Origin of the sequence: Rheinheimera mesophila, assembly GCF_000986865.1 — a bacterium.
In the GTDB taxonomy this organism is placed as follows: Bacteria; Pseudomonadota; Gammaproteobacteria; order Enterobacterales; family Alteromonadaceae; genus Pararheinheimera; species Pararheinheimera mesophila.
Map to the genome: position 1 here is coordinate 77838 of NZ_LAVS01000007.1, position 23989 is coordinate 101826.

The following is a 23989-nucleotide window of genomic DNA, read 5'->3' on the forward strand; positions in this document are numbered from 1 at the left end:
AACTGTTAATGTTCCGCGCTCTGGCGTGGAACTGATTAAGGAAACTTTGATATGTCTGAAGTCAATAAGATTGACATCGACGCGCTCGAAACCAAAGAATGGTTAGAGGCTCTTGAATCTGTAGTTCGCACCGAAGGTGTAGAGCGCGCTCAGTTCCTGTTAGAACAAGTGCTGGAACAGGCTCGCCTGGAAGGCGTGGATATGCCAACAGGCATCACCACCAATTACATCAATACCATACCGCCACAGCAGGAACCTGCCTATCCGGGTGATGTCAATCTGGAAAAACGTATCCGCTCCGTGATCCGCTGGAACGCTATTATGATAGTGCTGCGCGCTTCGAAAAAAGAGCTGGATTTAGGTGGCCACATGGCATCTTACCAGTCGTCTGCTGCCTTTTACGAAACCTGCTTTAACCACTTCTTCCGTGCGCCGAATGAAAAAGATGGCGGCGATTTGGTCTATTACCAGGGCCATATTTCTCCGGGTATTTATGCCCGTGCTTTTGTTGAAGGCCGTTTAACCGCCGATCAGTTGGATAACTTCCGTCAGGAAGTGGGTGGTGAAGGTTTATCTTCGTACCCACACCCTAAATTAATGCCTGAATTCTGGCAATTCCCTACGGTATCTATGGGTTTAGGTCCTATTACGTCTATTTATCAGGCGCGTTTCCTGAAGTATTTAGAAGGCCGCGGTTTAAAAGATACCAGCGCACAACGTGTGTACGCCTTCTTAGGTGACGGTGAGATGGATGAGCCGGAAAGCCGTGGTTCTTTATCTTTTGCTGCCCGTGAAAAACTGGATAACCTGTGTTTCCTGGTCAACTGTAACCTGCAGCGTTTAGACGGTCCTGTAATGGGCAACGGTAAAATTATCCAGGAACTGGAAGGTTTATTCCGTGGCGCTGGCTGGAACGTGATTAAAGTGGTTTGGGGCAGTGGCTGGGACAAGCTGCTGGCCAAAGACACCACAGGCAAGTTACTGCAACTGATGAACGAAACTGTCGACGGTGACTATCAAACCTACAAAGCCAAAGACGGTGCTTATGTACGTCAGCATTTCTTCGGCCGTTACCCTGAAACTGCCGCTTTAGTGGCGGATATGACAGACGAAGAAATCTTCGCGTTAAAACGTGGTGGTCATGAGCCGTCCAAGTTATACGCAGCTTTCAAAGCGGCGCAGGAAACTAAAGGCCGCCCTACTGTCATTTTGGCCAAAACCATTAAAGGGTATGGCATGGGTGAAGCGGCGGAAGGCAAAAACATTGCGCACCAGGTCAAGAAAATGGATATGACCCATGTGCTGCAAATCCGTAAGCGCCTGGGTCTGGAAGACTACATCAGCGAAGAAGATGTGCAGTCTCTGCCTTATATTCAATTGCCTGAAGGCTCACCTGAACATCAGTATCTGCATGCCCGTCGGAAAGCCTTAAACGGCTACACGCCAGTGCGTTTACCGAATTTCACCAAGCCTCTGACACTGCCGGAGCTGAATGTATTCGAGCCTCTGTTAGAAGAGCAAAAGCGCGAAATTTCAACCACTATGGCTTTTGTCCGTGCGCTGAACGTGCTGTTAAAAGACCCGAATATCGGCCAGCAAATTGTGCCTATTATTGCCGACGAAGCCCGTACTTTTGGTATGGAAGGTTTATTCCGTCAGATTGGTATTTATAACCCACGTGGCCAGACCTACACGCCGGAAGACCGCGCTGTAGTGTCTTACTATAAAGAAGAAACTTCAGGTCAGGTGCTGCAGGAAGGTATCAACGAGCTGGGTGCTATGGCGTCGTGGGTGGCTGCTGCAACCTCTTACAGCACCAACGATCTGCCGATGATCCCGTTCTACATTTACTACTCGATGTTTGGTTTCCAGCGTGTTGGCGATATGGCCTGGTTGGCCGGTGATCAACAAGCCCGTGGTTTCCTGTTAGGCGCTACGGCTGGCCGGACCACCTTAAACGGTGAAGGCTTACAACACGAAGATGGTCATAGCCACATTCTGGCAGGCACAGTACCTAACTGTATTTCCTATGACCCGACTTACTCGTATGAGCTGGCAGTGATCATTCAGGATGGTATCCGCCGTATGTACGGTGCTTCTCAGGAAAATATTTACTACTACATCACCGTAATGAACGAAAACTACCATCACCCGGCCATGCCTGCTGGTGCTGAAGAAGGTATTCGTCGTGGTATATATAAACTGGAAACTCATGCTGGCGACAAAGCCAAAGTTCAGTTGTTAGGCAGCGGTACCATCATGAATGAAGTGCGTAAAGCGGCTGAGATTTTAAGTGAAGATTATGGCGTGGGTTCAGATGTGTTCTCTGTCACTTCATTTAACGAGCTGGCTCGTGATGGTCAGGATTGTGAGCGATACAACATGCTGCATCCTATGGCAGAAGAAAAAGTGCCATATATTGCCAAAGTGCTGGGCACAGCGCCTGCTATTGCAGCCACTGACTATATGAAAAACTATGCTGATCAGGTGCGCTCTTTTGTGCCTGCGGTGTCTTATAAAGTTCTGGGTACAGATGGTTTTGGCCGTTCTGATAGCCGTGAAAATCTGCGTCGTCACTTTGAAGTGAACGCGGGTTACATAGTTCTGGCGTCGTTACGTGAGCTGGCGAAACGTGGTGAAATCGACAAGCAGTTAGTGGCAGATGCCATTGCCCGTTTTGGTATCGACACCAACAAAACTAACCCACTGTACGCATAAGAGGATTTGTCATGACGATTGAAATTCATGTGCCGGACATAGGTGCGGATGAAGTGGAAGTCACCGAAGTACTGGTGAAGGTGGGCGACAAAGTTGCACTGGACCAGTCGTTGTTATCGGTCGAAGGCGACAAGGCGTCGATGGAAGTTCCGGCTATTGAAGCTGGTACTGTGAAAGAAATCAAAGTGAAAGCCGGTGATAAAGTAAAAACCGGTTCATTGATTATGGTCTTCGAAGCTGAAGGTGCTGCCGTTGCTGCACCAGCAGCAGCTCCGGCGCCTGCAGCAACAGCCGCTCCTGTTGCTGCCGCTCCTGCTACTCCGGCTGCGGTAGAGTTAAAAGAAGTTCAGGTACCTGATATCGGTGGTGACGCCGTTGAAGTGACGGAAGTGATGGTGAAAGTCGGCGACACTGTTGCCGCTGACCAATCGCTGTTGTCGGTGGAAGGCGATAAAGCCTCGATGGAAGTGCCAGCACCATTTGCCGGTACTGTGAAAGAAATCAAAGTGAAAGTGGGCGATAAAGTACAAACAGGCTCCTTGGTGTTTGTCTTTGAAGTGGCAGGCAGTGCTCCTGCTGTTGCTGCAACGGTCGCTGCTCCGGCTGCTGTTGCTGCGCCAGCTCCGGTCGCAGCGCCTGCACCTGCAGTATCAGCGCCGGCTGCAGCGCCATCTGCGCCAGCAGGCGAATTTACCGAGAATCAGGCTTATGCTCATGCATCCCCTGTGGTGCGTCGTTTAGCCCGTGAATTTGGTGTCGATTTAAGCAAAGTCACAGGCACAGCCCGCAAAGGCCGCGTACAGCGCGAAGATGTGCAAAATTATGTGAAAAATATTCTTGCGCAAGTGGCCTCAGGCAAAGGTAACGTTACCAGCAGTAGCAACAGTGTGGGCTTTGATTTAATCCCCTGGCCGAAAGTGGATTTCAGCAAGTTTGGCACTGTCGAAGAAAAACCACTGTCCCGTATTCAGAAATTGTCCGGTGCTAACTTACACCGCAACTGGGTGCGTATCCCGCATGTGACTCAGTTTGATGAAGCCGATATCACCACCCTGGAAGAGTTCCGCAAAGAGCAAAATGCACTGGCTGATAAAAAGAAAATGGGTGTCAAATACACCCCATTGGTTTTTATTATGAAAGCCGTGGCCAAGGCGCTGGAGGAATTCCCAACCTTTAACAGCTCATTATCAGAAGACGGCTCCAGCCTTATTCTGAAGAAGTATGTGCATTTAGGTATAGCGGTCGACACGCCAAATGGCTTAGTGGTGCCTGTGGTACGTGATGTCAATAAAAAAGGCATTATCGAATTATCGCGTGAGCTGCAGGATATTTCAGCCAAAGCCCGTGAAGGCAAGCTGACGGCTGCAGATATGCAGGGTGGCTGTTTCACTATTTCCAGCTTAGGTGGTATTGGTGGTACGGCCTTTACGCCTATCGTCAACGCGCCTGAAGTGGCTATTTTGGGTGTGTCTAAATCGGATATCAAACCGAAGTGGAATGGCAAAGAATTTGAACCACGCCTGATGGTACCTTTGTCCGTGTCCTATGACCATAGAGTGATTGACGGTGCTTTAGCGGCGCGTTTTACTGCGACTTTGGCCTCTTATCTGGCCGATATCCGTCAGATCATTATGTAAAACAACAGTGAAAGTTGTGCCGTGTTCTGAAAAGTTACGGGACATCTTTCAGGCGGGGTGATAAAATTCCGCCACTTTTATTTCCTGGCTGCCCGCGTATGCGGGTGGCTATCTTAGCCAAAGATAAAAAGGTAAACCGATGAGCAACGAAATCAAAACTCAAGTGGTGGTGTTAGGCGCTGGCCCTGGTGGATATTCTGCAGCATTTCGCGCTGCTGACTTAGGTCTGGAAGTGACTTTAGTTGAAGCACGCAGCACACTTGGTGGTGTTTGTTTAAATGTTGGCTGTATCCCATCTAAAGCGTTATTACATGTGGCCAAAGTGATCGACGATGCCCGTGAGATGGCCTCTCACGGTGTAACTTTTGGTGCACCACAAATTGACTTAGACAAAATCCGCGCCTGGAAAGACAAAGTAGTAGGTCAGTTGACCAACGGCTTAGCCGGCATGTCAAAAATGCGTAAAGTCAAAGTCGTGACTGGCTACGGTAAATTCACTGGCCCAAATACATTAGTGGCCGGGGATACCACCATCACTTTTGAACACGCCATTATCGCTGCTGGTTCTGAGCCTGTGGCTCTGCCATTTATTCCAAAAGATGACCCACGGGTGATCGATTCAACCGGTGCGCTGGAATTAAAAGATATTCCTGGCGAAATGCTGGTGTTAGGTGGCGGTATCATTGGTTTAGAGATGGGGACTGTGTACCGTGCTTTAGGCTCTAAAGTGTCTGTAGTAGAGTTTGCTGACCAACTGGTTCCTGCGGCTGATGCGGATCTGGTGAAGGTGTACACCAAGTACAACAAAGACAACTTCAACATTATGCTGTCGACGAAAGTGACGGCTGTAGAAGCCAAAGCTGATGGCTTGTATGTGACTTTCGAAGGCAAAAACGCACCGGCCTCACCAGTTCGTTACGACAAAATTTTAGTGGCTGTGGGTCGTCGTCCAAATGGCGCGCTGTTAGATGCAGCTAAAGCTGGTGTCAACGTGGATGAGCGTGGTTTTATCAATGTAGATAAACAACTGCGTACCAATGTACCTCATATCTACGCTATTGGTGATGTGATTGGTCAGCCAATGTTAGCGCACAAAGCTGTACATGAAGGTCACGTCGCTGCTGAAGTGATCTCTGGCCTGAAGCATTTCTTCGACCCACGTTGCATTCCATCTGTGGCTTACACAGATCCGGAAATGGCATGGGTAGGACTCACTGAAAAAGAAGCTAAAGAAAAAGGTGTTGCTGTTGAAACCGCCACTTTCCCTTGGGCTGCTTCTGGCCGTGCTATCGCTTCAGCCCGTACTGAAGGCTTCACTAAGTTAATTTTCGACAAAGAAACGCACCGTATTTTAGGTGGCGCTATTGTTGGTATTAACGCCGGTGAAATGTTAGGCGAAATCTGTTTAGCCGTAGAAATGGGTGCAGATGCTGAAGACATCGCTCTGACCATCCATGCTCACCCGACGTTAAACGAATCTATTGGCTTAGCCGCTGAGATTTACGAAGGTTCTATCACTGACCTGCCAAATCCAAAAGCTAAGAAAAAATAAACTGACTGTTCGCTAACAGACAGCGCAATAACCGGCAACTGCTTCGCATTGCCGGTTTTTTATATTTTGTTACAACTTCTATTAACAAAAATGCTCCTGCGGGGAGTAGTATGATCTGGTTATTTAACCCTTTTGGCAGGAACCCTCTGGATGAAAAAAATTACCTTAACGGCGCTGAGCGTTGCTATTGCGCTTGGCCTGGCGGCCTGTGGCAAAGCCCCGGAAACTACCACCACTGAAACAGCAAAACCAGCAGCAGAACAACAAGCAACAGCCGCGGTAGCAAACTTGGTTTCTGGCATAGATAAAGAAAACTTTGATTCAACAGTGCGTTTTCAGGATGACTTCTTTTTAGCCGTCAACGGCGGTTGGTTAAAGAAAACTGAAATTCCGGCAGACAAATCTTCGTATGGCTCTTTTCATGTGTTAGCAGATAACTCTCAGTTGGCCGTAAAAGCTATTATCGACGAAGTGGCCAGCCGCACGGATTTAGCGCCTGGTTCAGATGGCCATAAGTTGGGTAGCTTCTACAACAGTTATATGAATGAAGCTAAACTGGAAGAGTTAGGTTTAACCGCCTTACAACCACAGTTAGAATTGATCCAGGGCTTAAAAGATAAAAAGCAACTGGCCAGTATTTTTGCTGCTTTACAACGCGACGGTGTGACTATTCCACTGAGTTGGTATGTCAACAATGACGCAAAAAAGTCCACTGAATATGCCGTGTATGCCGACCAAAGTGGTTTAGGTTTACCTGACCGTGATTACTACACCAAAGACGATGACGCCTCGAAAAAAATTCAGGCTGACTATCAAACCTACTTAGTGGATTTATTCACTTTAGCTAAGCATGCCGACCCTGCTGCTGCAGCTCAGCGTGTCTATGCGCTTGAGACTGAATTGGCAAAAAACCAGTGGACGCGGGTAGAAAACCGCGATGCAGATAAAACCTATAACAAAGTATCCACTGCTGATTTAAGCAAAACTTTGGGTGAGTTGAGCTGGGGTGATTTTGCCGCTGGCTCTAAGTTAACCAATGTGAATGAAATCATTATCGGTCAGCCAAGCTACTTTGCAGCTTTGGGCAACATTGTCGCAGCGACCGATCTGCAAAGCTGGCAGGATTACCTGACATTCCATACCATCAACGCCTTTGCGGATAAGCTGAACAAAGCTTTTGAAGATCGTCAGTTCCAGTTCTACTCCACCAGCTTACGCGGCATTAAAGAGCAAAAACCGCGCTGGAAAAAAGCTGTGGATGCCAGTGACGCAGTACTGGGTGAGTTAACCGGCAAGCTCTATGTGGAGCGTCACTTCAAACCTGAAGCTAAAGAGCGGATGGAGCTGTTAGTGGCCAATTTAATCAGTGCTTATGAGCAGTCGATTAAAGAGTTGGAATGGATGTCGGAAGACACCAAAAAAGCTGCTTTGGTCAAACTCAGCACTTTTACGCCCAAAATAGGTTACCCGAATAAGTGGAAAGATTATTCCAGTCTGGAGATCAAAGCTGACGATTTAGTCGGTAACTTTGTTCGCTCTACACACTGGAGTTACGATCAGATGTTGGCGAAATTAGGCAAACCAATCGATAAGGACGAGTGGTTTATGACGCCTCAGACTGTCAATGCCTATTACAATCCGGTCAATAATGAAATTGTATTCCCGGCCGCTATTTTGCAACCTCCATTCTTTAATATGGCCGCTGAAGATGCAGTCAATTATGGTGGTATCGGTGCTGTGATTGGTCATGAAATTGGTCACGGTTTTGACGATCAGGGCGCTAAATACGATGGTGAAGGCAATTTACGCAATTGGTGGACTGAGCAGGATGAAACCAAGTTCAGAGCTTTAGGCAAGGCATTAAGTGCTCAGTACAGCAAATTTGAGCCCGTACCCGGTCACTTCGTCAACGGAGACTTAACTCTGGGTGAGAACATTGGTGATTTGGGAGGATTAACTGTAGCACTGAAGGCTTATCAATTGTCATTGCAAGGTAAAGAAGCACCAGTGATGGACGGTTTTACCGGTGAGCAACGTGTGCTTATCAGTTGGGCTCAGGTATGGCGCTCTCAATACCGTGAAGAAATGATGAAACAACAACTGGCAACAGGTCCTCACTCACCGCCACACTACCGTGTCAATGGCATAGTGTCGAACCTGCCAGTGTTCTACACGGCTTTTGATGTGAAAGAAGGCGATAAGCTGTATATAGCACCGGAAAACCGCGTGAAGATTTGGTAATACGTTTTTATCACTGACCAATGGCCGCTTTATGCGGCCATTGGTATATCTGTTGTCCTGCTAAATCCCTTTCGGGCGATCGTCACTGTGCTCCGATGTTCAAAATCGTTTCAGACGATTTTGTCTATCTGCACGACCAGTTTCAGTATTATTTTTGAGAATAATTCTCAACTGGCCGAGGTATTCACAAAACTTATAGCCACTATAAGCTTGCTTGCTTATACTCAGGTGTCAATTCGGGCGGTTTTTTCTTATAATCCAGCCTGTTCGAGATTCCTGTCTATCGCTGCGGCACAGATACAGTAGGCTGTGGCGACCTAACCAGAGGACATTACTGTGCTTCAACAATACCGTGAACATGTAGCTGAACGTGCGGCTCAAGGCATTCCTCCGTTGCCACTGAATGCGCAACAAGTGGCGTCATTAACTGAATTATTAAAAAATCCACCGGCAGGTGAAGGTGAATTTTTAGTTGATCTGTTAGAAAACCGTATTCCACCGGGTGTAGACGAAGCGGCTTACGTGAAAGCTGGATTCTTAACTGCAATCGCCAAAGGCGAAGTCACAAGCCCGTTAGTGACACCTGAGCGTGCAACTGAATTACTGGGCACTATGTTTGGTGGTTACAACATCCAGCCTATGATCGACTTACTGGATGATGCAAAATTAGGTGGTCTGGCGGCTAAAGGTTTATCACATACTTTATTAATGTTTGACTCTTTCCACGATGTGAAAGAAAAAGCCGACAAAGGCAACGCCAACGCTAAGGCCGTATTACAAAGCTGGGCTGATGCCGAGTGGTTCACCAGCAAACCTGCTATTCCTGAAAAAATCACTGTGACTGTATTTAAAGTCACAGGTGAAACCAATACAGACGATTTATCGCCAGCGCCGGATGCCTGGTCACGTCCTGATATTCCTCTGCATGCTTTAGCCATGCTGAAAAACGTGCGCGATGGGATTGAGCCGGATGTGCCAGGTTCAAAAGGCCCGGTCAAACAAATCGAAGCGCTGATCGCCAAAGGTTTCCCACTGGCCTATGTCGGTGATGTGGTAGGTACTGGTTCAAGCCGTAAATCAGCCACCAACTCTGTGCTGTGGTTTATGGGTGAAGATATGCCATTTGTGCCAAACAAGCGCACTGGTGGTGTTTGTTTAGGTGGTAAGATTGCACCTATTTTCTTCAATACCATGGAAGACTCAGGTTCATTGCCTATCGAATTAGACGTATCTAAGATGAACATGGGCGATGTGATCGATATTTTCCCACATCAAGGTGTGGTGAAACGCCATGGCACTGATGAAGTTATATCTACCTTTGAACTGCGTTCAAACGTGTTACTGGACGAAGTACGTGCCGGTGGCCGTATTCCTCTGATCATTGGTCGTGGTTTAACAGACAAAGCCCGTGAAGCCCTGGGTCTGCCGCATTCAACCGTATTCCAGCGTCCTGCAGTGACTGAAGTGAGCAACAAAGGCTTCACTTTAGCGCAGAAGCTGGTGGGTAAAGCCTGTGGCGTCAAAGGTATTCGCCCTGGCCAATACTGTGAACCAAAAATGACCACAGTCGGCTCACAAGACACTACAGGTCCTATGACCCGGGATGAGTTAAAAGACTTAGCCTGTTTAGGTTTCTCTGCTGATTTAGTGATGCAGTCTTTCTGCCACACTGCGGCTTATCCAAAGCCTGTAGACGTGAACACGCACCATACGCTGCCTGATTTCATTATGAACCGTGGTGGTATTTCTTTACGTCCGGGTGATGGTGTAATCCATAGCTGGTTAAACCGTATGTTGTTACCAGACACTGTAGGTACTGGTGGTGACTCTCATACCCGTTTCCCTATCGGTATTTCTTTCCCGGCAGGTTCTGGCTTAGTGGCTTTTGCGGCGGCAACAGGTGTGATGCCACTGGATATGCCTGAGTCTGTGCTGGTGCGTTTTAAAGGCGAGATGCAGCCTGGTATCACCTTACGTGATTTAGTGCATGCCATTCCTTATTACGCTATCCAGCAAGGCTTGCTGACTGTTGAGAAGAAAGGCAAGGTGAATATTTTCTCTGGCCGTGTGTTAGAGATTGAAGGTTTGGAGCATTTAACGGCTGAGCAAGCCTTCGAATTGTCTGACGCTTCAGCGGAGCGTTCTGCTGCTGGTTGTACTATCACCTTGTCCGAAGCTTCAGTGGCTGAGTATTTAGAGTCCAACATCGTGATGCTGAAGTGGATGCTGAGCGAGGGCTACGGTGATGTGCGTACGATCGAACGTCGTATTCAGGCGATGCAAGCCTGGTTAGCCGATCCAAAACTGGAACGTGCTGACGCCGATGCTGAATATGCTGCGGTGATCGAAATCGATTTGGCGGATATTAAAGAGCCAATTCTGTGTGCGCCAAACGACCCGGATGACGCCCGTTTACTGTCTCAAGTGGCAGGCGATAAGATTGATGAAGTCTTCATCGGTTCCTGTATGACCAACATCGGTCACTTCCGTGCGGCCGGTAAACTGTTAGACAATTTCAAAGGCCAGATCCCAACCCGTCTGTGGATAGCTCCACCTACCAAGATGGATAAGGATCAGTTAACTGAAGAAGGCTATTACGGTATTTATGGCCGTGTTGGCGCCCGTATTGAGATCCCAGGTTGCTCCTTATGTATGGGTAACCAGGCTCGTGTAGGCGACAATACCACTGTGGTATCAACCTCTACCCGTAACTTCCCGAACCGTTTAGGTCAGGGCGCTAACGTTTATCTGGCATCCGCTGAATTAGCGGCTGTGGCATCCATCATCGGCCGCCTGCCAACAGTGCCTGAGTACCTGGAGTACGCCAAGCAGATTGAAACCACGGCTGCGGATACCTACCGCTACCTGAATTTCCATCAGATGAGCCAGTACACCAGCAAAGCGGCCAATGTAATTATTCAGCAAGCTGTATAATTTACAGACCAGAGTGGTCACAGCCAAAAGGCCCGTACTAAGCGGGCCTTTTGCTTTTCGGGAACCATAGCATGGAATTCGATTTTATTTACAACACTGATACGAAACGTTACAGCCTGAAGTTAAGTTCTGAGCAGTTGGCGTTGCAATGTTTTTTATTGGATGAGTTTGAACATCGGGCGAGCGCTTATCAGGGGCTGCTGGAACAGCTACAGCAGTTAAAGCCACAAAGTCAGTATCAATGGGACGGCAAAGAGTATCGTCTGACTATAGAGGCATCTGAAGTGGTGATTTGTCACTTTTCATTGTTGCAGGGGCAGGGGAGCGGAATGATGTTGGATCCAGAGCTGGATTTGGCGCTGGATCAAAGCCAGCTTTATGCCGAATGTGGTCTGGAGGATCTGCTGCACGTGGTGCAGCAATGGCAACAATTTTTACCCACCTGATTGAGTTTTTTTACCTATCAACTGCACTCTGGCAGTGAATAAATGCACCTTGTTGGTGCATTTTTTTTGAGCGATTTAAAGTTAATTGTGTAACTAATTGAAAAATAACAATTATAAATCTTGGCACAAGGTTTTCTTGTCTTATTGGCAAATGCAACAAGACACCATAAGGATAATAACCATGAAACTCGTATGTGCCATCATCAAGCCATTTAAGCTTGACGATGTCCGTGAAGCCATTGCGGACATCGGTATTGAAGGTCTTACTGTGACCGAAGTGAAAGGCTTTGGTCGTCAGAAAGGTCATACAGAACTTTACCGGGGAGCTGAATATCAGGTCGATTTTTTACCAAAGGTAAAATTAGAGATCGCAGTATTGGATGAAAACGTCGAGCGTTTATTGGAAGTGATCCAAAAGGCTGCCCATACAGGCCGCATCGGTGATGGAAAAATCTTCGTTTACGATCTGGAACAAGTTGTACGGATCCGTACTGGTGAAATGGACTCAGAAGCCATCTAAGGGGTAAATCATGCAGGAACAAATTTATCATTTACAGTTTGCGATGGACACTTTTTACTTTTTGGTGTGCGGCGCTTTAGTGATGTGGATGGCCGCTGGCTTTTCTATGCTGGAGGCTGGTCTGGTCCGTGCGAAAAATACCACGGAAATTTTGACCAAAAACGTGGTGTTGTATTCAGTAGCTTGTGTCATGTATCTGATTTGTGGTTACCAGTTGATGTACGGTGGTGGCTACTTCTTAGCCGGTATAGGTGAAGTTGATGTGGCTCAAACCTTGACCAGTTTTGCTGAGCGTGAAAATGGCTTTGAAGGTAAAGCGATTTACTCGAAAGCATCGGACTTTTTCTTCCAGGTGGTGTTTGTTGCCACTGCTATGTCTATCGTCTCTGGTGCTGTGGCTGAGCGGATGAAGTTATGGGCTTTCCTGAGCTTTGCCGTGGTCATGACAGGCTTTATCTATCCGATGGAAGGTTCGTGGACCTGGGGTGGTCAATCTGTATTTGGTTTATATAGTTTAGGTGACTTAGGTTTCTCAGACTTTGCCGGTTCAGGCATAGTGCATTTAGCAGGCGCCGCTGCTGCGTTGGCTGGTGTATTGCTGTTAGGTGCCCGTAAAGGTAAATACGGTAAAGATGGCAAAGCTCATGCGTTTCCAGGTTCTAATATGCCACTGGCGGCTTTAGGTACTTTAATTCTGTGGTTAGGCTGGTTTGGTTTCAACGGCGGATCAGTGCTGAAGTTAGGTGATATTGCCAACGCGAATGCCGTGGCTGTGGTGTTCTTAAATACCAATGCTGCCGCTGCCGCCGGAACTATTGCCGCTATTGGCTTGTCCATGTTGCTGTTCAAAAAAGCGGATTTAACCATGGCATTAAACGGTGCTTTGGCAGGTCTGGTCGCCATTACCGCGGAACCTTCAACACCTACACCTTTAGAAGCCTCAATTTTTGGTGCCATCGCGGGTGTGTTAGTGGTGGGCTCTATCCTGGCCTTAGACAAGTTAAAAATTGATGACCCGGTCGGTGCGATTTCTGTGCATGGTACTGTGGGTTTATTTGGATTATTGATTGTTCCTCTGACCAAAGAGTCGGCCACTGTCGTGGGTCAACTGGCCGGTGCCGCTACTATTTTCGTCTGGGTTTTTGTAGCCAGCTCTATCGTATGGTTTGCTTTGAAGATGACTATGGGTATCCGTGTCACAGAGCAGGAGGAATATGAAGGCGTGGATCGTTCAGAGTGTGGTGTAGAAGCCTATCCTGAATTTGTATCTACAGTAAAGTAAGCAGCCTGGGAAGAGCCGGTGGGGCTTCTCAGGAGCTGGTTGCCAAGCCACTCACTACGCAAGTAGCAGTTGGTCTTGGCAACTAAACCCGTACCACCAAATTCGTCTATCCTTGTCCTTTGTCTTTATCAGACAACCCCGGCGGCCTAAGCTTCCGGGGTTTTTTCTTGTGGTCTTAGCCACGGACCTGTGCGCTGTTTTAGTGCAGTCGCCAAATCATTTTTGCAAAGAACGCCTGTAATCTAACAGCTGTTTTCACACAGGAAAAGAGCCTTGCTGAAAAAAACAACATTATGGCTAGTGCGAAAACTCTAAATTGCATCAGTGTGGCGCAGAGGGTGCTGTGATGTGGTGCATCGATGATGGTGCGGATTGGAACGACGAAGAGATAAAGCGGGTGCTGTGAAAACAAGACGGGCCGCGAACTTCGCGGCCCCTAAAACTTGGTGGCGTCCTTCCAACCGCTATCCCTGATGGATCATCCCTGTGTTCGTCCTGAACATTCCCACTGCATTCCTGCAGCATCCCTGTCCGTTTAACCCTCATCCTGAGAGTGTCTTCTGCCTCCGGCAGAGTCCTTATCCTTTGTATCTTCATCCTGAAGATGTATGCCCACTCCGGAGCCTGTCCTGTTCATCCTTGTGCAGCCCTGCACAATCCTTTGGTGTCCCTGCTTCCTGCTGCTACCTCTTGTAGCTTGTCCTGCTCATCGTCCTGGTGAGCCGTCACATCCAGCGACAAAACAATTATCGTACATTTATCCCGGTAAAAGGACCTTGTTTGTTAAATACTTGTACTGAAATATTATTGAAATCTTTAGGGTTTGCATTATTTATCTTTAATAATCAGTGTTTTAACTATTTGTTACCGGAGTGTTGCTTGCAGCAAAAGCTGTATTGGCTTACTGATTTGTGAGATATATCTCACAAAGATACAGGGCGATTGTCTGCTTGCCGCTGATCGATATGAAAACTACTGACCGGGAGTAGCCAAATTGATATGATCATTCTCCTTTGATTTTGATGAGACAGTTATGGCCCGGGAACAATCTGGCATCTGTGCCGAAGCGAATTTGCATTGTTGTTATTTGCTGCTGAATGCTCTGGATGGTCATGAGCATTATCTGCGTCTGCAGTTAGCTAAAATTCCGCTATTGGCGGAGCGTTTATCAGATCAATTTTCAGAGGCCATGCTCAATGTTGTAGTTGCGATAGGTCAAAATTACTGGCTTCATTTATATCCGGAGCAACAACCTGAACCCTGGCCTGACTTCACTGAAAATCAGGCCGGTATCCCCGTGGTCTCTGTGGATTTATTAATCCAAATTCGTGCTGATCGTTTTGATGTGATCCATATCGCAACTCAGCAAATCTATCATTTACTGCAACAACATGTGGATTTGTTCGAACAGGTGCATGCTTTTCGTTATCTGGATGGCCGCAATCTGACCGGATTCCATGACTGCCCGGATAATCCTAAAGGCAAGCTACGACGCTCCTGTGCTTTAATCAGTAATGAGCCCAAGAGTTTTATGAGCGCGGGCAGCTACGTCTATATGTTGCGTTATCAATACGACCTGCAACGTTGGCAACAATTGACGATGTCAGAGCAGGAGGCCGTGATGGGGCGCAATAAGCTGGATGGTCAATTAGTGCCTTCAGCACAACGGCTGGCAAATTCTCACGCCGATAAAACAGCGCTGGAAACTGCGACAGGCCGAAAGCAAATCCTCTGGCAAAACATGCCTGTAGCTGATGTTCGTGCACAAGGCATGATGTCCATCGGTTTTTCTGCCAATGCAACGGATCTGCCTCTGTGGTTAGCTCAGCGTTCGGGCGACAACGACGAAGAGACAGATTTATTGCTCGACTATTGCCAAGTAGAAGCGGGGGCTGCATTTTTCGCCCCCTCTGTAAGTTTTCTGGAACAGCAGGCGGGATCAGACCTTTTCAAATAACTCAGTTACTTTGTTTAGCGTGAAGTTAATATTTTTCACGCTGGTAGGAGCGATAAAAATAGTGTCGTCCCCTGCTATGGTGCCCAGAACTCCTTCCGCTTTCCCGACAGAATCCAATAAGCGGGCAATTAACTGAGCTGCACCAGGACTGGTTCTGATGATAATCATTACATCGTTATGTTCAATATCCAGCACTAACTGTCGCAATGGACTTTTCGTCGTTGGAACACCCAGCTCAGGAGGTAAGCAATACACCATTTCCTGCTTCGCATTTCTGGTTCGTACTGCACCGTATTTACTTAACATGCGGGAGACTTTCGATTGACTGATATTGTCAAAGCCCTCCGCTTTCAGTGCATCCACAATATCGCTTTGGGAACCAAAACGCTCTTCTTTTAATAAGGATTTAAAGGCTAGGATCAAAGCTTCTTGTTTCGATTGTTTAGTCATCATTTTTATTTAAACTTTTTGTTTTTTAGGCCGTATTAACCGAACTTGGAGTAATACTGTGGTTCAGCAAGTAAATTACACCAAAATCGGATAAAATGCTTAGACTTTAGGCGTAAGTGATTTGTATTTTGTGCCACATTTCAGTATTGTTGGCGCGTTTATTTTGAACCGTAAATTGGGAGAATAGCATGAAAGTTGCCGTATTAGGTGCTGCTGGTGGTATAGGTCAGGCGCTGTCTTTATTATTGAAGTTAAACTTACCAGCAGGTACTGATTTAGCTCTGTACGATTTAGCCCCTGTGACACCAGGTGTAGCTGTTGATTTAAGTCATATCCCTACAGCGGTAAAAATTACAGGTTTCGGTAAAGAAGACCTGGACAAAGCGCTGGTTGGTGCTGATATCGTGATGATCCCTGCCGGTATGCCGCGCAAGCCTGGTATGGACCGCTCTGATCTATTTAACATCAACGCCGGCGTAGTGAAGACTCTGGCTGAAGCTATTGTAGTGAACTGTCCTAAAGCTTTAGTAGGTGTAATTACTAACCCTGTGAACACTACTGTGGCTATCGCCGCTGAAGTATTCAAGAAAGCGGGTACTTATGATCCGAAGCGTTTATTCGGTGTCACTACACTGGATGTGATCCGTGCTGAAACTTTTGTTGCTGAATTAAAGGGCAAGAATCCTGCTGAAGTTATTGTTCCGGTGATCGGTGGTCACAGCGGTACTACGATTCTGCCTCTGCTGTCTCAGGTCAAAGATGTTACTTTTACAGATGAAGAAGTGTCTTCATTAACTTACCGCATCCAGAATGCTGGTACTGAAGTTGTAGAAGCGAAAGCCGGTGGCGGATCGGCCACTCTGTCAATGGGTCAGGCTGCAGCCCGTTTCTGTGTGTCTTTAATTAAAGGTTTACAGGGCGAAAAAGTAACGGAATACGCTTATGTGGAAGGTCAGGGTGAATATGCCCGTTTCTTCGCGCAGCCAATCGTCTTAGGTAAAAACGGTGTTGAAGCGCTGTTACCTATCGGCGAGTTAAGCGCGTACGAACAGAAAGCCATGAACGATATGTTAGGTACGTTAAAAGCGGACATTACCTTAGGCGAAGAGTTTGTAGCAAAAGCAAACTAAGATGCTTTGACTATCAAAAAAGCCAGCGATTGCTGGCTTTTTTCTTTTACACAGCATCAGTTCTAATGATTGCGTTGTACTGCGATATCAGCCAGGGTCAAGAGCGCATCTTTATAGTCAGAAGCCGGTAAAAAGGCGATGCACTGACGAGCTTTTTCTGCTTCCTGCTCAGCTATAGTGCGGGTGTACTCAAAGGCTTGGGTGTGCTGCAGAATCGCCATAATGCGTTCCAGATGCTGCATACCATTGGCATGCTCAATCGCATCTTTCAATAACTGCTGATCGTCACCGCTGGTGTGGCGCAGCGCATAAATCAGTGGCAAGGTTGGTTTACCTTCAGCCAAATCATCACCAATATTTTTGCCTAATTCGTCTGCATCCGCCTGATAATCCAGCACATCGTCAATCAGTTGGAAGGCCGTACCTAAGTGCATGCCATACAGTTTCATCGCATTCACCACAGATTCAGGCTGATTTGCCAATATAGCAGCAAGCTGGGTGGCGGCTTCGAATAGTTTGGCCGTTTTACAGTAAATCACCTGCATATAATTCTGTTCTGAGGTTTCGGGGTCGTTGACGTTCATCAACTGCAACACCTCGCCCTCGGCGATGATATTGGTGGCATCGGCCAGAATCTGCATGATCTGCATTTTGTCCAGCGACACCATCAACTGGAACGCTCGTGTATAGAGGAAGTCACCGACTAAGACGCTGGCCTGGTTACCAAACACCGCATTGGCGGTTTCTTTACCCCGGCGTAACATGGATTCATCCACTACATCGTCGTGTAACAAGGTGGCGGTATGAATAAACTCCACTATAGTGGCAAGGGTAATATGTTGCTGACCTTGATAACCCAGAGCTCGGGCTGCTAATACCGCCAACAATGGACGCAGGCGTTTGCCGCCACTATTGACTATATAGATACCAAGCTGATTAATCAGCGCCACCTCAGAACTAAGCTGAGAGAATATATGTTGGTTCACAGCCGTCATGTCATTGAGACTGAGCTGGCGGATCTCTTCGAGCGTCATCTGGTAAAACAACTGCTTAGGTATAGAATAGTGCTGATTCTACACCATTGCAGCGGATCAGCTAAAGCAAAACCCGATCCTTTTTCTGGCTCATTGATCTTTTTAATAATTGTGCTTGCGAGGGTAGGGGAAATTGCGTACAATTCGCGCCCTGTGATTATAATTAACACGCCTCTAAAAGTCGGCGTGCTTTGTACGGAGTTAACTATGTACGCGGTTTTCCAAAGTGGTGGTAAACAGCACCGTGTAACGGAAGGGCAAACCCTTCGTCTAGAAAAACTAGACTTAGAAACCGGCGCAACTATTGAATTTTCAGCTCTGATGATCGCTAACGGCGAAGACATCAAGATCGGTACTCCTTTAGTTGAAGGCAGTAAAGTAACAGCGGAAGTGGTCAACCATGGCCGTGGCGATAAAGTTAAAATCGTCAAATTCCGTCGTCGTAAACACTACCGTAAACAAGCTGGTCACCGCCAGTGGTTTACAGAAGTGAAAATTACCGGCATCAGCGCGTAATCGAAGGAGTAACTACTCATGGCAAGTAAAAAAGGTGTAGGTAGCACTCGTAACGGTCGCGATTCAGAAGCGAAACGCTTAGGTGTGAAACGTTTTGGTGGTGAGTCAGTATTAGCTGGCAACATCATCGTTCGTCAACGTGGTACTAAGTTCCACGCTGGTACTAATGTTGGTATCGGTAAAGATCACACATTATTCGCCTTAACTGACGGTAAAGTGCAATTCGAAACGAAAGGCGAAAACAATCGCAAATTCGTAAGCATCGTTAGCGAGTAACGACGCATTGATTCGAAAAGCCCCGCCTAGTGCGGGGCTTTTTTATTAAGAATCGATCAAAGGCTGATGCTTGAGTCTGCTGAAGGTCAGTTTTGTTGCTTTCAATTCATCCAGACCTGCTACGCATTCATGTCGGGGCTGAATTGATAGTATAATAAGCCCATAGTTATTTAGATCAGGATAGTCCAGATGAAATTCGTAGATGAAGCGGAAATTCGGGTTGAAGCCGGCGATGGCGGCAACGGTATTGTCAGTTTCCGTCGCGAAAAATTTGTCGCCAAAGGTGGCCCAAATGGCGGTGACGGTGGTGATGGTGGTGATGTTTATTTAATGGCGGATACCAACCTGAATACGCTGGTGGACTATCAGTTCGAAAAGTATCACCAGGCAGAACGTGGCCAGAACGGTATGAGTACCAATTGCACCGGTAAGCGCGGTGATGACCTGATTTTACGTGTCCCTGTTGGGACCAGAGCCGTAGATATTGACACTGCAGAGGTTATAGGTGATTTGACCAGAAATGGTCAAAAGCTGATGATTGCGAAAGGTGGCTGGCATGGCCTGGGGAACGCTCGTTTTACCAGCAGTACCAACAGAGCTCCACGTAAGAAAACCAATGGTACGCCCGGTGAAGTGCGTAATATTCGCTTAGAATTGCTATTGTTAGCTGATGTCGGCCTGTTAGGTCTGCCGAATGCCGGTAAGTCGACTCTGATCCGTGCTGTCTCTTCTGCCAAGCCAAAAGTCGCTGATTATCCTTTTACCACTTTGGTTCCTAACCTGGGCGTGGTTCGGGTTGAAAGTCATCGTTCTTTTGTCATAGCCGATATTCCGGGCCTGATTGAAGGTGCTGCCGAAGGTGCTGGCTTAGGTATTCAGTTCTTAAAGCATTTAGAGCGTTGCCGTTTATTATTGCACGTGGTGGATGTACTGCCTGCTGACGGTTCAGATCCGGCAGAAAACGCTGTGACTATTTTAAAAGAATTGGATAAATACAGTGAGAAGTTAGCCAATAAACCACGTTGGCTGGTGTTTAATAAACTGGATTTAGTGCTGGAAGATGAGCTGGAAGAAATTATTGAGCGTGTCACTAAAGCCATTAACTGGCAAGGTGAGGTGCATAAGATTGCCGCAGCCAGCCGCACCAATACTGAACGTCTGGCCGCTGATATTCTGAACTATATCGAAACGCTGCCGGTTGAAAAAGCAAAAGAGCAGGTGGAAGACGCGGTCAGCTTCAAATGGGATGATTATCATACAGATGTGTTGTCTGTTGCAGACGATCTGGACGATGATGATGATTTCGATGAAGATGATTACGACGTTGAAGTCATTTACAGACGTTAGAGGTAACAATGCGGATTGCAATGATTGCGGCTATGGCCAATAACAGAGTTATCGGCAAAGACAACAAGATGCCCTGGCATTTACCGGCCGATCTGAAACATTTTAAAAAAATGACCTTAGGTAAGCCGGTGATCATGGGCCGCAAAACCTACCAATCTATTGGTAAAGCCTTACCAGGACGCCGTAATATTGTGATCAGCAGACAAGGCACGGCATTGAGTACAGATGCCGACTGGGTGCAAAGTATCGAGCAGGCGCTGGCGTTGGTGCAAGCGGAAGCCGAAGTGATGATCATAGGTGGTGCAGAGATTTATCGTCAGGCGCTGCCTATGGCCGATAGATTGTATATTACCGACATAGATTTAACTGTTGAGGGAGATGCGTTTTTCCCTGATTACCAGGCCGATGGTCCCTGGCATGTAGCCGTATCAGAGTCACATCAGGCCGATTCAACTAACCCTCACTGCTATCATTTCCGTATCCTGAACAGAGAATGAACAGGACTTCATTGCACCTGCTGCTACATGTTGTTACTATACTTTTGTCTGTTTTTTGACTGCTTCAGGAGTAATGTATGAAATTGTTGCCAGCAGTGTTCTGTGGTGTAGTGGTGGCCGGTGCAGTATTGGTGTCCCCGGTGGTGCATGCTGACGACCAGTTAGCGGCTTCGATGTGCGATTATGTCAAGGCTGACGATAAGAATAGATTACGTAAAGTACTGAGTGATTACCGTCTGCGTCTGCGCAATATTTATGAAGGCGTAACCTGCAGTGGTGATAGTCTGGTTCGCTTTGCGATCAAAAATAATGCCGCTGATGTGGGCGAGTTTATTGTCAAACAGTTGCCTGCTGCTCAGGTGGCTGCATCAGGTGACGTTGCCTGGGCTGAAAGCAATGGTTTTGCTTCTTCTCCTCTGTTAGCTGTTATTAAAGAACGTGCCGGCGGTGGTGAGTAATACTCCCCTTCTGACGCAATAAAAAAATCCGCCATCAGGCGGATTTTTTTCGTCGAAGTTCAGCGATCAGTTTAGACTTTAAACTGATCGACTGATTGACGTAACTCTTCAGCTAAACGAGCGACTTCATGGCTGGACTGTGAGGTTTGTTCCGCACCTGAAGCAGTTTGTTCAGCGATGGTCACTATAGACTCTAACAAGTGGCTGATTTCGTTAGACACCTGATTCTGTTCTTTTGCCGCATGAGAAATTTGTTCGCTCATATCGTGGGCTAAGTGCACCGCATTGGTGATAGACTCCAGCGCCTGAGCCGCCACTTCAGTTTGAGTCACACAGTTCTCAGCCTGCTTTTTACCTTTGTTCATCGCTTCTACAGCAGCATGAGCACCGGTTTGCAGAACTTGAATCATCGCCTGAATTTCCTGAGTAGATGCCTGAGTTTTGCTGGCCAGTGAACGAACTTCATCTGCAACTACCGCAAAACCACGGCCTTGCTCACCGGCACGGGCGGCTTCAATTGCTGCGTTGAGCGCCAACAAGTTGGTCTGTTCAGCTATACCACGGATCACGTCAAGAATACTGCCGATAGAGGCGCTGTCTTTGTGCAGTTTATTGATTACAGTAGACGCCTGGTCCACTTCTTTTGATAACTGCAGTATGGTTTGCTTGTTGTTCTCAGAAATTACTTTGACGCGCTCAGCCTCGCTGTCCGCATTTTTGATTTCAGCCAAGGCATCGTTTGAGCTTTGCATTACACCCTGCGAGGTACTGCTCATCTCTGTAGTGGCAGTGGCAGCCTGAGTGACCTGAGACTTCTGCTCACGAATAGCTGTGGTCGTTTCTACCGTAATAGCTGAAGTCTGCTCTGAGGCTGCGGCAAGCTGGGTAGAGCGTGAAATAATGCCCTGGATCAACTGACGTAAGTTAGTAATAACCTGATTACAGTTGCGCGCCAGATCACCAAACTCGTCCTGGGCTTTGTCATCCAGACGTTTGGTTAAGTCACCTGATGCGACTACGCCTAAAATTTCATTCACTTTTGCCAGTGGGACCGTAATACTGCGCACCGTGACCATAGCTATACCAACGGCTAAACCGATGGAGATCAGCACGACCAGGAATATGGTCGTAATGGCACCACTGACATCAGATTGTGCTTCAGCCTGAATTTCACCAGCCACTGTACGAGCGCGCGATAACAGACGATTTAATCCGTCCAACGCTGTTTTGTTATGTGATTCTGCTTGCGCTAACTGCTTCTGGGCTTCTGCTGTTGCCGCTAACATTTGTGCTTTTAATGTCAGAATGCCTTCATCACCAGTCAGCAAATCATTGATAGCAGTGATCTTTTCATCCAAGTCTGCCACCATATCCACACTGGCGCCCGCCTCAGTTTTGATGATGGTCATTTGCTGATTGACGCCTTGTAAACGTGAAGTCACCTCGTTGGAGATGGTGTCTGCGGTCGTAGCTGAGGTGGTGCGGGTTAAATCCACCACAACGCTTACTAACGTATTCAGGCCGGTTTCAAGCTCAGTGGCTGCTTTACTGGCTTGAGGAAAACGACGTGTTACCTCTCTGACGTCGCTGAAATCCAACAGTAAAGAGGCTGAATCATCGGCATTTAATTCAACATCGGATAACTGAGAGGCAATTTGATCGCGTAAGGTCAGGCTTTTACTCAACTCCGCAAACAGCTTTTTACTGATTGGCGTAAACTCAGTGTACGCTGCTGAGACCTCTTTAAACGAGTTGGCCAGAGTTTCTTCTTCAGCCACTACAGTTTGCAGTGCTTTAGCCGCTGTGTCATATAAGGCTTGTTCAGCACCAAACTGAACTTCCAGATCCTTCACTTGCTTGACTTCGGTGGCATAAAAAGCCTGCAAGCTGATTTTGCTCATTTTGACAAATTCGCTTTGCAGCACTGCGCTGTTTTCTAAAGCTGGGATCGAGATTTCATTTACTTGCGTGGTTGAGGCATTGATACTATTCAAGCTCATGTACGAGGTAATACCGATTACCAGCAGCAGAAGTGAAATGACACCAAAACCACCAATAATCCGAAGTGCTACCGTTAACTTCATAACCTTACTCCCAGTATCCAGGCTAAAAGGGCATTATTCACCCTGTCACCACACAATAACAATTCAAAATATATCATTTTGAAACAGCGTCGCATTATAGCGTTATTTTTAGTCAGAAACACTATAACGCTGTGCCGTCTCAATACAATAGGCCGTTAAATAATTTCCCCAAACACATCCGGTATCCAGCGCATGAATACCTTTCACCGGGCTGTCGCCCATCAAGGCGGCCCAATGACCAAAAAAAATTTGTGGGTGAGGTTTTTGTTGCCAAAACGCATACCAAGGGATCAGCGTACTGACTTTTTCCGGATGGCGCTTTTCTTTGAGTTCAAGTGCGCCATTTGCCAGACAAAATCGCATTCTGGTACAGCTATTGATAGTAAAACGCCAGCGATCTTGCTCCGATTGGGCGTCAGACCATAACGCCGGGCTATTGCCATACATGACAGAAAATAGTCTCTCAGGAGAGCTCTTGAGTACAACGCTGACTTCCTCTGCGGCTTGCAATGCGATTTCCACGGGCCAGTGGGGGGCTAAACCGGCATGAACCAGTAATAACTGCCGCTCTGGTTCAAAGTACATCAAAGGTTGCTGTTGTAGCCAATGGACGAGTTCAGCCAGATCCGGCGCATGCAGCAAGTCGTCTAACAGATCTTTTGCATCGGCTTTAGCAAAACCAAAAGCACAGGCCAGAAAATGCAGATCATGATTGCCCAGCACTACCTTGGCTGTATCACCTAAAGAGCGGATAAACCGCAGTGTTGCCAGCGAGTCGGGACCTCTGGCGACTAAATCTCCGCAAAACCATAAGTAGTCTTTATTGGCATCAAACTGGATTTTAGCCAATAGCGATTGCAGTTGCTGAAAACAACCTTGCACATCACCTATCACATAGCCTGGCATGAAA

The 23989-nt window shown here is 47.2% G+C and carries 19 protein-coding genes; 15 read left to right on the forward strand and 4 right to left on the reverse strand.

Going from position 1 to position 23989, the window contains the following annotated elements; all coding sequences use genetic code 11:
* Window positions 1-51: 51 nt before the first annotated feature.
* The 9 genes from aceE to SD53_RS04755 all read left to right on the forward strand — a co-directional run bounded on the left by aceE (window position 52) and on the right by SD53_RS04755 (window position 15287).
* The gene (aceE, locus tag SD53_RS04715) at window positions 52-2718 is read left to right on the forward strand and encodes a pyruvate dehydrogenase (acetyl-transferring), homodimeric type (protein ID WP_046519072.1); all 2667 of its coding nucleotides are present in this window, start codon (window positions 52-54) and stop codon (window positions 2716-2718) included.
* An 11-nt stretch (window positions 2719-2729) separates the two neighbouring features.
* Complete coding sequence (gene aceF / locus SD53_RS04720) at window positions 2730-4355, forward strand: pyruvate dehydrogenase complex dihydrolipoyllysine-residue acetyltransferase (RefSeq protein WP_046519073.1); 1626 nt, start codon at window positions 2730-2732, stop codon at window positions 4353-4355.
* A 139-nt stretch (window positions 4356-4494) separates the two neighbouring features.
* Window positions 4495-5907 carry a dihydrolipoyl dehydrogenase gene (gene lpdA / locus SD53_RS04725; protein WP_046519074.1) on the forward strand — a complete coding sequence of 471 codons (1413 nt, stop codon included), beginning with the start codon at window positions 4495-4497 and terminating at the stop codon, window positions 5905-5907.
* Between the two features lie 150 nt (window positions 5908-6057).
* Entirely contained in the window at window positions 6058-8148 is a 2091-nt protein-coding gene (locus SD53_RS04730) for a M13 family metallopeptidase (RefSeq protein WP_046519075.1), read from the forward strand.
* Between the two features lie 336 nt (window positions 8149-8484).
* Entirely contained in the window at window positions 8485-11082 is a 2598-nt protein-coding gene (gene acnB / locus SD53_RS04735) for a bifunctional aconitate hydratase 2/2-methylisocitrate dehydratase (protein ID WP_046519076.1), read from the forward strand.
* A 71-nt stretch (window positions 11083-11153) separates the two neighbouring features.
* Window positions 11154-11528: a YacL family protein gene (locus tag SD53_RS04740; RefSeq protein WP_046519077.1), complete on the forward strand. Its 375-nt coding sequence runs from the start codon at window positions 11154-11156 to the stop codon at window positions 11526-11528.
* A gap of 181 nt (window positions 11529-11709) precedes the next feature.
* Window positions 11710-12048: a P-II family nitrogen regulator gene (gene glnK, locus SD53_RS04745; protein ID WP_008899672.1), complete on the forward strand. Its 339-nt coding sequence runs from the start codon at window positions 11710-11712 to the stop codon at window positions 12046-12048.
* A 10-nt stretch (window positions 12049-12058) separates the two neighbouring features.
* On the forward strand, window positions 12059-13330 hold the full coding sequence (locus SD53_RS04750; RefSeq protein ID WP_046519078.1) for an ammonium transporter: 1272 nt from the start codon (window positions 12059-12061) through the stop codon (window positions 13328-13330).
* A gap of 1033 nt (window positions 13331-14363) precedes the next feature.
* The gene (locus tag SD53_RS04755) at window positions 14364-15287 is read left to right on the forward strand and encodes a Dyp-type peroxidase (protein ID WP_046519079.1); all 924 of its coding nucleotides are present in this window, start codon (window positions 14364-14366) and stop codon (window positions 15285-15287) included.
* Here the strand turns inward: SD53_RS04755 and argR are convergent.
* The gene (gene argR / locus SD53_RS04760) at window positions 15270-15740 is read right to left on the reverse strand and encodes a transcriptional regulator ArgR (RefSeq protein ID WP_241481752.1); all 471 of its coding nucleotides are present in this window, start codon (window positions 15738-15740) and stop codon (window positions 15270-15272) included. The two genes, SD53_RS04755 and argR, sit on opposite strands and share 18 nt — an antisense overlap.
* A gap of 185 nt (window positions 15741-15925) precedes the next feature.
* Here argR and mdh point away from each other — a divergent pair, with 185 nt between their 5' ends.
* Window positions 15926-16867 carry a malate dehydrogenase gene (gene mdh, locus SD53_RS04765; protein WP_046519080.1) on the forward strand — a complete coding sequence of 314 codons (942 nt, stop codon included), beginning with the start codon at window positions 15926-15928 and terminating at the stop codon, window positions 16865-16867.
* Window positions 16868-16929: 62 nt separating this feature from the next.
* Here mdh and ispB read toward each other — a convergent pair whose 3' ends face one another.
* Window positions 16930-17901: an octaprenyl diphosphate synthase gene (ispB, locus tag SD53_RS04770; protein ID WP_046519081.1), complete on the reverse strand. Its 972-nt coding sequence runs from the start codon at window positions 17899-17901 to the stop codon at window positions 16930-16932.
* 207 nt (window positions 17902-18108) lie between these two features.
* On the opposite strand from ispB, the gene rplU reads away from it, so the two are divergent.
* The 5 genes from rplU (at window position 18109) to SD53_RS04795 (ending at window position 20995) form a co-directional block, all read left to right on the forward strand.
* On the forward strand, window positions 18109-18417 hold the full coding sequence (gene rplU / locus SD53_RS04775) for a 50S ribosomal protein L21 (RefSeq protein WP_008899666.1): 309 nt from the start codon (window positions 18109-18111) through the stop codon (window positions 18415-18417).
* 18 nt (window positions 18418-18435) lie between these two features.
* Entirely contained in the window at window positions 18436-18693 is a 258-nt protein-coding gene (gene rpmA / locus SD53_RS04780) for a 50S ribosomal protein L27 (protein WP_046519082.1), read from the forward strand.
* 189 nt (window positions 18694-18882) lie between these two features.
* A complete protein-coding gene (gene cgtA / locus SD53_RS04785) occupies window positions 18883-20040 on the forward strand; it encodes an Obg family GTPase CgtA (RefSeq protein WP_046519083.1) in 1158 nt (385 codons plus the stop codon).
* A gap of 8 nt (window positions 20041-20048) precedes the next feature.
* On the forward strand, window positions 20049-20537 hold the full coding sequence (gene folA, locus SD53_RS04790) for a type 3 dihydrofolate reductase (RefSeq protein WP_082101778.1): 489 nt from the start codon (window positions 20049-20051) through the stop codon (window positions 20535-20537).
* A gap of 77 nt (window positions 20538-20614) precedes the next feature.
* Window positions 20615-20995, forward strand: coding sequence for a DUF3718 domain-containing protein (locus tag SD53_RS04795; protein WP_046519084.1), 381 nt, complete (start codon window positions 20615-20617; stop codon window positions 20993-20995).
* Window positions 20996-21066: 71 nt separating this feature from the next.
* Here SD53_RS04795 and SD53_RS04800 read toward each other — a convergent pair whose 3' ends face one another.
* Both SD53_RS04800 and SD53_RS04805 read right to left on the reverse strand, forming a co-directional pair.
* A complete protein-coding gene (locus SD53_RS04800; protein ID WP_046519085.1) occupies window positions 21067-23079 on the reverse strand; it encodes a HAMP domain-containing methyl-accepting chemotaxis protein in 2013 nt (670 codons plus the stop codon).
* A 108-nt stretch (window positions 23080-23187) separates the two neighbouring features.
* Window positions 23188-23985, reverse strand: a complete 798-nt coding sequence (locus tag SD53_RS04805) for a symmetrical bis(5'-nucleosyl)-tetraphosphatase (protein WP_046519086.1) — start codon at window positions 23983-23985, stop codon at window positions 23188-23190.
* Between the last annotated feature and the right edge of the window lie 4 nt (window positions 23986-23989).

Excerpts from the sequence above, each read along its gene's own strand:
- SD53_RS04740 (WP_046519077.1), top strand. The coding sequence starts at position 11,154 with ATGGAATTCGATTTTATTTACAACACTGATACGAAACGTTACAGCCTG.
- folA (WP_082101778.1), top strand. The coding sequence starts at position 20,049 with ATGCGGATTGCAATGATTGCGGCTATGGCCAATAACAGAGTTATCGGC.
- SD53_RS04730 (WP_046519075.1), top strand. The coding sequence starts at position 6,058 with ATGAAAAAAATTACCTTAACGGCGCTGAGCGTTGCTATTGCGCTTGGC.
- rpmA (WP_046519082.1), top strand. The coding sequence starts at position 18,436 with ATGGCAAGTAAAAAAGGTGTAGGTAGCACTCGTAACGGTCGCGATTCA.
- SD53_RS04750 (WP_046519078.1), top strand. The coding sequence starts at position 12,059 with ATGCAGGAACAAATTTATCATTTACAGTTTGCGATGGACACTTTTTAC.
- SD53_RS04755 (WP_046519079.1), top strand. The coding sequence starts at position 14,364 with ATGGCCCGGGAACAATCTGGCATCTGTGCCGAAGCGAATTTGCATTGT.
- cgtA (WP_046519083.1), top strand. The coding sequence starts at position 18,883 with ATGAAATTCGTAGATGAAGCGGAAATTCGGGTTGAAGCCGGCGATGGC.
- aceF (WP_046519073.1), top strand. The coding sequence starts at position 2,730 with ATGACGATTGAAATTCATGTGCCGGACATAGGTGCGGATGAAGTGGAA.
- glnK (WP_008899672.1), top strand. The coding sequence starts at position 11,710 with ATGAAACTCGTATGTGCCATCATCAAGCCATTTAAGCTTGACGATGTC.
- SD53_RS04800 (WP_046519085.1), bottom strand. The coding sequence starts at position 23,079 with ATGAAGTTAACGGTAGCACTTCGGATTATTGGTGGTTTTGGTGTCATT.
- aceE (WP_046519072.1), top strand. The coding sequence starts at position 52 with ATGTCTGAAGTCAATAAGATTGACATCGACGCGCTCGAAACCAAAGAA.
- mdh (WP_046519080.1), top strand. The coding sequence starts at position 15,926 with ATGAAAGTTGCCGTATTAGGTGCTGCTGGTGGTATAGGTCAGGCGCTG.
- lpdA (WP_046519074.1), top strand. The coding sequence starts at position 4,495 with ATGAGCAACGAAATCAAAACTCAAGTGGTGGTGTTAGGCGCTGGCCCT.
- argR (WP_241481752.1), bottom strand. The coding sequence starts at position 15,740 with ATGATGACTAAACAATCGAAACAAGAAGCTTTGATCCTAGCCTTTAAA.
- SD53_RS04795 (WP_046519084.1), top strand. The coding sequence starts at position 20,615 with ATGAAATTGTTGCCAGCAGTGTTCTGTGGTGTAGTGGTGGCCGGTGCA.
- ispB (WP_046519081.1), bottom strand. The coding sequence starts at position 17,901 with ATGACGCTCGAAGAGATCCGCCAGCTCAGTCTCAATGACATGACGGCT.
- rplU (WP_008899666.1), top strand. The coding sequence starts at position 18,109 with ATGTACGCGGTTTTCCAAAGTGGTGGTAAACAGCACCGTGTAACGGAA.
- SD53_RS04805 (WP_046519086.1), bottom strand. The coding sequence starts at position 23,985 with ATGCCAGGCTATGTGATAGGTGATGTGCAAGGTTGTTTTCAGCAACTG.